Genomic DNA, 12,494 nt, shown 5'->3' with positions numbered 1-12,494 from the left:
GCTTAAACACACACCAACTATAATGCCAAGCACTTGCCTTATAGGCGCTTTCATACTTATTCCTTTTTCTTTTGTGAGAACACATTCATTTCAGTTGATAACATCATTATAACTCAATCAACATTTGACCAAAGTAACCAAATGTAAAAGCTTATAACCGGCAATTCTCAGCCTTCATCATAACCACTAGGCACTTCTTAGTTGGGAGAGACAAGTTAAAAAAATGGCCATAAAGTAATGACAAAATCAGTGTATTGACTCTTTCAAAGAGTCTCTAATTCAATACATTTTTGTACTAAATGCTTGGGTTTAGCTACTTTTAAAGTGGATTAGGCAGTTTATTGCTCAATAATTAAATCTTCTACTCTGGTTAGCCCCTATTTTCAAAAAATATATGTATGCCTATGGTAACACTTGGTTTTTTGATTTATTGTTCGAGTGCTGTCATCTATTGTTACATTTAAGTTCGGTTTATTAAGGGAATAGGATGTTAAATCGATTAATTAGAGCATGTTTGCTAATCGGATTGTGTATAAATAACGCAAATGCAGCCACCACTGAGGTGAAAGGCTTAGGTGCTATTGTTGAAGGAAATATTTCTGATGCTCGAAAAAATGCATTGGAGGACGCTAAACGACTAGCTGTTGAACAACTACTAGGTAGTTATATCAGTGCAAGAACTGAAACAAATAATTTCATGTTGGCATCAGAAAAGATATATTCAACAGTAAAGGGGCATTTAGACAGCTACGAGATGCTTGAAGAGGGAAAAATTGATTCCTCTACCTATTTTGTCAAAATAAAAGCCAATATAAATGATAGCCAAGCGATAGCGGCAACTAGTCAAGAATTATCAAAATTTAATTGGTATAAGCAGCCAACTATTGCCATAACCACTCTTATTGAGAATGGGGATTATGCAACGATTGCTCAAGCAGTATTCAAAGCAGAATTAACGTCATACTTAAAAAGGTTAGGTTTTAATGTTATTGACTCAGTAACAACATCGTCACTGAGCCCTTCATTCATTATAAGTAGCAGCTTAAGTACTAATATTTCTCGCTCTAACTATCAAGACATTGAACTCCATTCAAATCAAATTTCAGTCGCTACCCAATTACTCAACGCTAGAACCGGCAACGTCCTCTCAACTTCTACTGAAGCAAAACAATCCACGGGCGTAAATAGCTTAAAAGTGCTGAGTACCTTGGCTGAACAACTTGCCCAACGAGTGTCGCAAAGAATCAATTTAGATACAAAAATAATGTGGCTGAATAATTCTACCCAAGAAGTTTTACTCAATTTGGATTTTAAAAATCACCAAGAAGCGATGGCAGTAGAAGCTATTCTGTCAGATGCAGTTGTTGGTTTGAGTCCACTGCAAATTCATATGAAAGAGTTAAATAAACGCGTTTATTTAACAGAATATCAAGGATGGTCAGAGCAGCTTTATGCGCAGTTAAATGCGTTAAGTTTAGATCCTAACATCCCATTCATCGTGTCACGTTTTAACGGTTCAGAAATTACTCTAAGTTCAAAGCATTAGGAAAAAGTGATGAAAAAAGCTCTATTAACCACCGCCGTTTTAATCGCATTAAGTGGTTGCGGTTCAACGTCTCAGGGTACCAAAGAATTTGATACAGCGAATAAATTAGCATCCGTTAATCAGTATGATGAAGCGATTGCATATCTTGAACAGGCTGTTAGTAAAAATCCGAAAAATCAGCAGTTTGCTACAAGGCTTGCAGATTTAAAATTACGTTATTCGCAAGCAAATTTAAACAAGGTAAATGATTTGTTGGCTGCGGAAGTAACCAAAAAATCGCTGGATGAAGCCGAAGCCTTAATAACCGACTTGGCAAAAGTCGGTATCAGCAGCGGTGAAACCGAAGCTATGATTCAAACAATCTCACTAAAAAGAGCAAATTTATATACTGACTTACAGCAACAATACGAGCTCGCTAAACGAGCCATTTCCGCTGATGATTGGAAAAATGCCCATCAACTTCTAGTGAATATTGAAAGCCGTTTCAGTAATTACGAAGACATACAAAACCGTTTAAAAACAGTTGTTGCTGAATCTAATAAATATTATTTAGGGCAAGCCAATACGGCAATCAAAAACGATCAGTTTGAACAGGCTCGACAATATCTGAATGATTTGTTGAGTATAATTCCAAACAATCCTATTGCTAAAAGCTTGTTGAAAAAAGTAGAGCAAAATGACAATCAGGATTATTTTCTCAGTAAAGTTCAAAGTGCACAAGATAGTGAAAATTGGGGTGACGTTATCACTAACTGCAAGGCAGCTCTGACATACGGGAAAGCTAGTACAGAGTGCAATGAATTGCTAAAGGTTGCCAAACAAAAACAATCGGAGCAAATAGCTAACGCCATGTTAGAGTCTATGAGTGAGGGCAGACTGATCGAAGCAAAAGAGCAATTTTTAGCGTTAAGAGAGTTAAACTCTCTTGCGTCAAATAAGCTTGAAAATTTGCGCACAGCACTTTCTCAACAAGCAGATTACAGTGCTGAAACTTATACGCAAAAAGGCCAATATGGTATGGCTCTCGTATTACTTAACGTCATTAGCGTTGTAAATCCTGCTTATCCTGAACTGTTCACAAAAGTGCGGAATGTCGAAGATAATATCTACAGTCGTGCTAGACGCTCTATTGCGGTTTTTGATTTTAATAGTCCTTCAAGTAGCACTGACGCTGGCGTCATTGTTGCCAATAATTTGATTTCTCGTTTGTTTAATAACGCTAGTAGTGACATCAAAATTTTAGAACGAGAAAAGCTATCTTCCATATTAGAGGAAATGAAACTCGGACAAATAGGCGTGGTCTCTGAAAATACGGCCAAAGAAATGGGGCGGATTTATGGTATCGACTACGCAATCATGGGTTCAGTACTATTGTATAAAGTTGATGAAAATACGGCCTCTAGTACTAAAACCATTCGTTATCAAATTGGTCAAAAAATAGAGGATAATATTGAATACCTTAATTGGAAGGCGGTAAACCCCAGCCCTTCTAAGCAAGAACTTAAAACAGCCCCCCTTGCGAAAATAATGGTCCCAGAATTTGGTGAAAAAGAATACGACGTCACCCAAACGAAAAAAGTAGGTTTCATTCAGTTGTCATTTAGGATCGTAAATGTGTTAACAGGTGAAAATACTCGCGTTGACACTATTGAACGCAAAGTCCAACTTGAAGATACCTCAAACGCTGGGGTTCAAGATGCTGGAATTATCTTTGACCCTATGGAAGTGCCTACCGATACTGAAATCATGCAGCAACTTACAGATGAAATAGTAGAGCACATGGCAGGAGAGGTCTTGCGTCCATTACAGCAATTAGAAACCTTTTATTTCAACGAAGGTCAAGACCGAGAGCAGCGAGCTGAATTTGATATTGCTGTTGAAAACTATACCTATGCAATTTACAACGAACGATTGAAGTCAGTCTCATCCTCTCCAGTCACTATTGAAGCCAATAAACGCATAAACGAACTTCTTGCTCGTTATCGTTTTACTATTAACTAAGTAAAACTTTACGGACGAATTATATGTCTCTATATGGCCAGAGATTGAGGGGCTTGTTTGTAGTTTTTTGTTTGTACAGCGTAGTTTGCTCCTACTCGTATGCAAATAACAAACATCATAGTGTTGCTATTTTTCAATTTACCGCAAAGAGTATGGATGTGGTTGGAATTGAAAATGACGTTGGCTATGTTGTCCGAAACGAACTGCGTAAGAATGAAAGCTTAATTCTGCTTAATCAACGTGAAATGGAAGTCGTATTAATGCGGAATCGCATTATTCAAGGCTTTGATGAGCAACAAGCGTTGGCGGCAGGGCAGGCACTCGATGTTAACTTTGTCTTAATGGGAACGGTCTCAAGAATTAATTCAAATATACAAAGCCATATTGCATTATTTTCTTCAGCCAATCGTCAAATTATTGCCGATTGGAATTTCACTTTTTTAAATCAACAAGATGTACTAAATCGAGGAAAAGTAATAGGAGAAACAGTAGCAAAAGCTATCGATGACTTTATCTCTGTTTCTTCTAATAATAATGATCCTGCAGGAGCCCAAGCAGCTTGGCTGGAATCAATTAGCGCTGAGGTTAGTGAAGGGCAAAGTCGAATTAAATGGACGGTAGGGACTTTTGCACCAGAAAGTCTGGGTTTTAATATTTACAGGGGCTTATCAGAACAAGGGCCGTTTAGCTATATTTCTAGTGTAATAGAGCCTGAGTTTGTAGATGATATAAGCGGTATTAATGGAGAAGCTTTTTATCAAGTATCGCTTTTGACTCCCTCAGGTGATGAACTGAGGAGCAATCAATTAGCTAAAATTAGTATTAATGTTCAAGTCGAATCAAATCTTGCTGCTCCAGCTATTTTATCGGTAACACATTTAATTAAAGGCATTGAAGTTGCGTTCTTACCGTCAGCTCAAAATATTGGCTTGCACATAGATGCTTATCAGCTAGTCAGGCGTCAAAAAGGACAAGTTTGGAAAGAAGTAAATCGTATTTCTTTAGATAGCCTCAATACTAGTAGTAACAAAAGTGATAAAAACTCAGTTATCAAGCAATACACATTAATTGATGCTGAGTCGCAATCTGTGAGTGGTCCAGTCGAATATGCAGTAAGAGCGACTTCTAACGGAGAGTTTGGAAAAACATCAGATTCAATTTCTCATATTCCCGTCCAGCCCCCAAGTTTAATTGATACGGGGGTGTATGGAGTTAGGCAGGCGCTGGTTAAATGGCATGCGGTGCAGGCAGGTAAAGGCTATAACATCTATCGGAGAGGTGAAAATGAAACAGGAGAATGGTTGCAAATAGCATCCGTGAATGATGTAGACCAAACTAGTTATGTTGATAAAGACTATTCAGCAGAAAATCAGGCCTTTCAATACGCCATAAGTGTTTTTGACGATTATTCATCTTCACCGTTGGGCGAGCCAATTATTCTTAGAAGTCAGGGGCCATTGCCCGCTCCCTTAAATCTGACAATTGAGAGCGGCTTAGCAGGTAAAATTGCTTTGACTTGGCAAGGCATTCAAGATCCAGACCTTACAGGCTACGCTATTTTCAGAACGCCGTTCTCTGAACAAGTCAATATCACTTTAGAAAAAATAGCCGAGGTTAACAATCCAGCAGTAACGCACTTTGTTGATAAACAGGTCGGAAAAGACGGTAGTAGCTACTATTACGCGGTAGCAGCGCTAAATACGGTTGGTGCTTCTGGTGATTTGTCGCAGGTACAACAAGGAACGAGTAAAGAGTCACCACAAGCGGTTAGCCAATTTTCCGCTCTATTAGAACAGGGTGTAATGAAGTTAAGTTGGACTCGAGCTGAAGACACTGACAATCTCGTGCGTTATCGAATTGAGAGACGTTGGCAATTACACACTTGGCAAGAGTTAACGATACTTGAAGGGCATATTTTTTCGTTTACCGATGCTCAACTGTTACCACAAGGTACTGTGGAATATCGCATTATCGTTGTCGACGCTGATAATTTAAGCAGTGAGCCTATTTCCACCGTTCCTCAGAAAAACACTAACAGCTTGGTCATACTCCCTCAGTCTAGCGGGTTACTTCGTAAAGTGAATCTTGCTTGGCAAGCCATACCCGTAGTCGAAAAATTACAGATTTTACGGCGTAAAGGAGGTGAAGAGTGGCAGTTGATCACAGAGTTAAAAGGGACAGAAACCCACTACCAAGATTCTAAAAATCTAGCTGACGGTATGGAATATGAATACATCATTGCGGTGTGGTACGCAGAACAATTAGTCACTCAATCAGCAGCATTTTCAGTGAAAACTAAAAATATTCCAGCACCGAAGGGAGTAAGCATTATTAGTGGTAAAGCCAATTTAATTACGCTCAATTGGCCCTTGCTTGACGATCCGGATATTAAGAGTTACGTAATATATCGAGCGACGCAAAAGGATGCTTATTCCTCGTTTAAATTTTTGGCTGAGGTGCCAACTGCGGCGCCTGCTACATATACGGATTCTGTTTTAAGTGGTTCGATAGAGCATGGTGTGAACTATAGATATGCAATCGCTAGTCGAAATACCTATGATGCTATTGGTCCAATGGGACAATTTTTTGAAGGAAAAAGTAAAAAGCTTCCAAGCCCTGCCTTTAACTTAAGCATTAACACTGAGGGCGAAAATCTAACAATTAGGTGGCTAACTGGTTCAGAAACAGACCTACAAACAGCAGAAATTTATCGACGTTGGAACCATGAAGAGCAGTGGACATTATTAGATAAGTTTGATGCGGCCACAACGCTATACCGAGATAGCTTATTACTTCCTTATGCAAGCGCAGAATACAAAATAAGACTGCTTGATGTCGATGGTCTAATTAGCATTGATTCAACTGTAGTTTCTGCTAAAAGCCCGCAAAAAATTGTTTTACGTGCAGCCAATCAAGAGCTACTAAGAAAAAGTGAATTGACTTGGTCATCAATTGATTTGGTAAAAAAATATAAAATTTTACGTTCAGAAAACAATGTAACGTGGCAGGAAATAGCGACTACGGATAAAAAAATCTTTATTGACGATAAGAATTTGCTCGATGAAAAACAGTACTTTTATAAGGTAATAGCATTGGATAAAGACGTTAGCTTGGGGGAGAGTAATACGATAGAAGTCATGACAAAAGCGCTCCCCAGACCACCCGAATCTTTTAAGGCGTTAAGTGGTAGCGTAAAAAAAGTTGAATTATCATGGGCTCCCTTTGATGACCCTGATGTTGGCGGCTATATCGTTTATCGCTCGTTAGAAAACGGCAAAGTGGATGAGCTTCAGAAGTTAAGTAGTTCAGAATCACGTTATGTTGATGAAGGTGGTTTTTTCAGCAAACTGGAGCACGGTACAGAATATCAATACATCATTTCTAGCTTTAACCGTTTTAAAGTTGAAGGACCTAAAAGTGAGCCGATTAGTGCGAAGACAAAGCTAATACCCTCCCCAGTGTTAGCTTTTAAAGGAGATATAATTGAAAAAAACGTATTGCTGACGTGGCAGAGCAGTAGCGAAATCGATATTAGTCAATATCTTATTTATCGAGGTAAAACATGTAGCCGAGCTAGTAAATTAGTTTCATTGGACAATCAGTCAACTAGCTATATTGATAGAACAGTAGAATTAGGTAATGAATATTGTTATTACATCTTAGCTAAAGACGAGGATTCACTTGAGAGTAATCCTTCTTTAGAAGTGAAATTAATCTTACCTATGGTTGGGACATTAAAATGAAAAAACTAAGTGCGTTATTGTTACTTTGCTTTTCAGCGAAACTTTGCGCTGAAGGAGCCAATCAAACATCTCAGTCGCTTAATAGTGAAGAGCTGCAACAGATAAAGAAAAAATATGAAAATTGCGTATTTGAAAATGGTCGAATTATTTTGAACACGAGTAATTTACGAGATGCGATGGAATACGCGCCAATGGCTTGCAGAAAAGAGCTATTGCAAGCGAAAAAATATCTATTGGAAAGCGCTTTTAAATTGGATGTCATTGATCAGCTCGTGAGTTCAATCGAGGAAGGGGTCAAAATCGATTTAGCTGGGCGACTCATCATTCAATTGAAAGCGGATTATAAAGGTAAATAAGATGCGTTATACAAGGATTGTTACTGCAGTACTCGTTGTTTTTGCTACTTATTCTATCAGTGCCAAAGAAGCGGGCTTACTCACCGCAAGTGGTTTTGGTACGGCAGACTTAAGCAGTGTGACCATAGCGGCGCAGGCTAAAATGATGGCTCGACGTGCAGCTATAGTCGATGCTCAACGCAACCTAAGTGAGCAAATCAAAGGTATTAGGTTGACTGGTGGCACCACAATGGAAGAGTATGAAATTAGTAGTGATATAGTCGCAACAAGGGTTAAATCGTTGTTAGCTGGTGCATTTGAATACGATCAAATCATCAGTGAAGATGCGCAAAGCGTTTCTGTTGAAGTGGTCATGGCAATTTGTGTAAACAACGAACCTGAAGTCTGTAGAAGTCGAATGAACATGCAAGAAATAGAGCAATTCATTCAAAGTAATCAACCAGCTGGTAACGAATGAATTTTTCGTTGAAATACGCATCGGCATTGTTTTTATGTATTGTTGGGAATGTGTATGCACAAAGCGTTGATGAACTTGACGATGAGTTTTCAACCCTAGATGCAGCTCTGGATGCAAAATTTGAGCGTCATGATGCGGATCTTGAAAAACGCTTTTTGCAAGTCAAACTTGCGGTAGAAAAAGCGTACCAAGGCTTGACTGAAAAAATATCCGTCAATTGGCAGGATGATGTAACACTCCCAAATGCTAAATCGTGGACAACTTACGATGACACATTAACAACAAGAGCAACCTTTGATTTTGAAGAAGGTGTTTATCGAATCGAGTCTCTGCTTGAACATGACGTTGTGTCAAGCTTATCAATGTTGAAAGCGTTTGCAGTCAAAGTAGCCCAAAGCAATCAGTCGCAACTTGCTGACGCTGATGTTTTTAAGCAGGCGTTGGAGAAAGAGCTGACGTACGCCAATGCTAAACAAAATTTGGTTTCTTTTTCACCACCGACTTCGCCCTATGTGCATACCGATGACATACTTGCCAATGATACGGTGGCCCAAATAGAAGCATTAATTGAAGAGGCGGTATTGAGCAACCAAAGCGGCAATTCGGCAGCTGCACAAGTTTTAATTAAGACCACTCCTACAAAAATAGACTCAGTTGGGAGCAAACTTAAAAAAAACGCGTCAAGCAATCTGCTACTTTCAGAGGCCGATGTTGCTGCCGCACAACCAAGTACATCATTAATAATTCAAACCAATAAATCCGTTAATAAATTCGTATTAAGCATCCCATTTATAAACGGTTATCAGAAAAAACTTCTTGAGAGTAAAATAGATTTAGTTAAGGAACTCGCCAATAAGTATTCTTTAGATGTATCACTAATCTTAGCGATTATAGAAACAGAGTCGAGTTTTAACCCCATGGCAATGTCTCCTGTGCCAGCATTTGGTTTGATGCAATTGGTTCCTAGCACAGCGGGGGTCGATGCATACGAATATTTATATGGTCAGCGTAAGGTTGTCGAACCCGACTACTTGTTCGACCAAAATAATAATTTAAAACTTGGCGTTACCTATATTCATCTTCTTTCTAGCCGTTATTTACGGGGCGTTCAAAATACTCAAAGCCGTCTTTACTGCATACTAGCGAGCTACAACACTGGTGTAGGGAATTTGGCGAGAACATTTGTTAACAAAAAAAGTTTACAGCTTGCCATCACAAAAATTAATTCTTTGAGAGCAGAACAAACCTATTCCCATTTGATGGACAATTTACCCGCTCAAGAAACTAAACATTATTTACAAAAAGTGCTTGCTCGTAAAAAAACTTATATCAGTTTTGATTTGTAACACAGTCAGAAAGGAACCAGAAAAGCATGATTAAAAGTTTATATCTAAGTTTTTTCATTTTGACCATTTTTCTTTTAGGTGCCTGCAAGTCAACGAATGACGTTAATAAACCAGTAGATCAAAAAAATTCTTTAGAATTAACATCGCAAAAGAACAGTGTTGCGGATGAAGTGATAATAGCTAAAAAAACTTTAAACGAGACTTCTTTAGCAGAACAAAGCACTATTCAGTTTCCACAATCAATTGCCATACTACCCTTCTTTAATAGTACAAAAGAGCCTGCGGCCCCTCAAATTTTACGCAGTACTTTATTCGGGCATCTTGCGAGCACGAATTATCGATTTTCTCATATCAAAGACATCGATAATCGGTTAACTGTCCTCGATCCCAATCAAAACTTAACGCCCAAAGATGCTGGATTTCTATCTAATTTGCTCGATGTGGATGGTTTATTGTTTGTAGAAATTTTGAATTACGACAAATTTTATGTCGGTATTTACGCACAAATTACTTTTTCAGTGAGAGTGTCTTTAGTGAATGCTAAAGGACAAACACTATGGCAAAGGGATTTTGAAGAAATCTCACGTGAAGGTGGTGTTTCGATGAACGCGTTGTCAATGTTATACAATATTGCTGTGACAGCTTTTCATCTCTCTGATGAAAATTTACTTGCTGTAGCGGATAAATTAGGCCGCAAAATTTATAACGACTTCCCCCAGCCAGATAAATACCAACAAGTAACACATTCTTATATCGATACTGTTTTGCATGATGGAGTAGACAAAGTTCTTAGATATGGTGACGCACTACAAGTAGGAATAAAAGGTGAAGCAAATAAGCTTGCCAGTGTTAGCATCGAAGGTATCGATCAAGTCTTCCCTTTGACTGAAAAAGAGCCTGGAATATATCTAGGGTCAATTTCCGTTGACAGGCGTTGGAACGGAAGTGAGCTAATGTTAACGGGGTACTTAAGAGATAGCTCTGGTACCACAAGTAAATACATAAGTTCTGTCGGTCTCGTGAATTTCGATAATGTCCAACCTGAGCCTGTGAGACTTCTCAGACAAAAAAATGAAGCAACACGCATATCGCTGGAGTGGACTCACAAAGAAACCGATTTACGTTTTGTTATACTTAATATGAGAGTGGAGCAAGATCAGCAAGTGTTTGAAACTTATCAAACTGAGTTTGTTTGGCAACATCAGGCACCACTATTTGACGAAGTTAAATTAGCCATAATTGCGATAGATAAAGCAGGAAATAGAAGTCAACCACTCCTAGTATCAAGTCCAGTTTATCCTCTTGCAAGTATGTATGAAGCAAGATTAATACAAGTCGCGCGTCTACCCAAAGATCTTAGTGGTCAATGGATACTACTTCGAGAGCAAGGGCCTTTTATTATTGATCAGCCAGTTATTCAGCCACCAGGCAGTACCTTATTTATTCAACCCGGCACGGAAATACACTATTCAAGCGCTGGAAAATTGTTAATTCAAGGTAGTATTTTTATGTTTGGAGAGGATTTAGTTGCGCTAAAAGCAATAACGGGTGATATGGCAGCACAGACATATTTGACGCTAGACAGTAAAGAACACGTTTATATTGATGGGGTATCTATCCAAGGTGCTGGAATAGGGATTGAGGTCTTGAATGGTAAGCCATCAATCGATAATTGTTCAATCGTCGATAGTCAGTATTCGGCTATAGTCGTTAGCAACAGTGCTGTGGTTCATGTAAAAAATTGCGTTTTTCAGGGCAGCAATATGAGTGCTTTGGTCGTGACAGATCAAGCTAGACTTTACATAAGTGACACTCGATTTTCAGAAAATTTCCCCTTCCACATTCAAAGTTCGTCCATCTATGAGCAGGAGGCAATTAACAACGTTTGGCAACCTGCAGCCTCTGCAATGACTATTTTAGGTAAGGTAAGGTATTAAAATGAAAGGATACATTTTTCCTCTGGTAATGTTCTTCAGCGGGCAAACGTTCAGTCAAGAAGCAGGCGTTTATAAAGAATGGCTGTCTGCAAGCAGTAATATGAACTGGAGTTCAGGTATGGTGACTGCCGAAGGATTTGGAATAGCACCTGAAGGAAAACGCATAGAGGTTGGTCGGCTGTTGGCGTGCCGGGCGGCAGTTACTGATGCTCAGAGGAATCTTATTGAAGCAACTCAAGGTGTACGTGTCAGCGTTAGTACTAGTGTCTCTCACTATGCTGCAGAATATGACGTAGTGAAAACTGCGGTAGATGGGGTTGTAAGGGGAGCCAGTATTTTAAATCGAGATATGGGCGACGATGATACATGTAAAGTGACTATGGGTTTATTTATTGCGGGACCCTTATCAAACAGTATTTATCAGAAATCGGTCAATTCAGAGTTAAGTGCTTGGTTAATAATGCAGCGTTTTTTTAGTGGTTTTATATCTAGCGCACACGCTCAGGAATTACCATTAAGTCAATCAAACTCAAACTCTTCATTGAGGCCAGAGATTCAAAAATTAGATGAACGAGTTAGAAAGTTAGAATCAAATCTTTTTATGGAGAGTCCCTCATTAGCGAGTGCCCGGATAGAGTCTCAGCCGACGGGTTTGATTATTGATGTAAGGGGCTATCGATTTTTACCGTCTATTGCGCCCAATATTCAAAATCTAGAAGGTGAAACAATATACCCGAGTCTTCAAGATAAAGAGATCATCATGAAATCGGGTAAGTTGCTTTCATTATTTTCTAGAAGCTTAGAGTTTGCTATGAATCACCCAATTGTTGGTGACAATCCTTTATTGATTAAAGCTCAGAGCAGTAGCGAAAACGCTACTAACATTATTCTTAATCAACAGAATGGTGAACGGTTAGGCCTGTTGGCTGCGAATCACTTTTTTGCCAAACCCGCAGTCATCATCGTGTTAGATTAATTCATAACATGAAGCAAGTTAACAAACGACACTGGTGCCCGTAGACCCAAAATTGATTTGAGATTGGTTCAAAGTAATTACTTACCACCCGTCACATCAATGATACTGCCGGTAACATAAGAGGCTTCGTCT

At 38.9% G+C, this 12,494-nt stretch carries 8 protein-coding genes; all 8 read left to right on the top strand.

Translation table 11 applies throughout. The annotated features are described in order from the left end of the window. Positions 1 to 487: 487 nt before the first annotated feature. The 8 genes from NWQ57_RS12990 (at position 488) to NWQ57_RS12955 (ending at position 12,362) form a co-directional block, all read left to right on the top strand. The gene (locus NWQ57_RS12990) at positions 488 to 1,546 is read left to right on the top strand and encodes a hypothetical protein (RefSeq protein WP_306022579.1); all 1,059 of its coding nucleotides are present in this window, start codon (positions 488 to 490) and stop codon (positions 1,544 to 1,546) included. Positions 1,547 to 1,555: 9 nt separating this feature from the next. Beyond that, complete coding sequence (locus NWQ57_RS12985; RefSeq protein WP_306022578.1) at positions 1,556 to 3,547, top strand: CsgG/HfaB family protein; 1,992 nt, start codon at positions 1,556 to 1,558, stop codon at positions 3,545 to 3,547. A 158-nt stretch (positions 3,548 to 3,705) separates the two neighbouring features. Further along, on the top strand, positions 3,706 to 7,290 hold the full coding sequence (locus tag NWQ57_RS12980) for a hypothetical protein (RefSeq protein ID WP_306022577.1): 3,585 nt from the start codon (positions 3,706 to 3,708) through the stop codon (positions 7,288 to 7,290). Next, positions 7,287 to 7,646, top strand: coding sequence for a hypothetical protein (locus NWQ57_RS12975; RefSeq protein ID WP_306022576.1), 360 nt, complete (start codon positions 7,287 to 7,289; stop codon positions 7,644 to 7,646). Before NWQ57_RS12980 ends, NWQ57_RS12975 begins: the two co-directional genes overlap by 4 nt. Before the next feature lies 1 nt (position 7,647). Beyond that, the gene (locus NWQ57_RS12970; RefSeq protein ID WP_306022575.1) at positions 7,648 to 8,103 is read left to right on the top strand and encodes a hypothetical protein; all 456 of its coding nucleotides are present in this window, start codon (positions 7,648 to 7,650) and stop codon (positions 8,101 to 8,103) included. A 155-nt stretch (positions 8,104 to 8,258) separates the two neighbouring features. Further along, positions 8,259 to 9,449, top strand: coding sequence for a murein transglycosylase domain-containing protein (locus tag NWQ57_RS12965; protein WP_306022574.1), 1,191 nt, complete (start codon positions 8,259 to 8,261; stop codon positions 9,447 to 9,449). A gap of 26 nt (positions 9,450 to 9,475) precedes the next feature. After that, a complete protein-coding gene (locus NWQ57_RS12960; protein WP_306022573.1) occupies positions 9,476 to 11,386 on the top strand; it encodes a right-handed parallel beta-helix repeat-containing protein in 1,911 nt (636 codons plus the stop codon). Position 11,387: 1 nt separating this feature from the next. Next, a complete protein-coding gene (locus NWQ57_RS12955) occupies positions 11,388 to 12,362 on the top strand; it encodes a hypothetical protein (protein ID WP_306022572.1) in 975 nt (324 codons plus the stop codon). Positions 12,363 to 12,494: the final 132 nt, after the last annotated feature.

Source organism: Paraglaciecola sp. (assembly GCF_030730205.1).
Taxonomy (GTDB): domain Bacteria; phylum Pseudomonadota; class Gammaproteobacteria; order Enterobacterales; family Alteromonadaceae; genus Paraglaciecola.
This window is presented reverse-complemented; position numbering and strand designations above follow the sequence as displayed.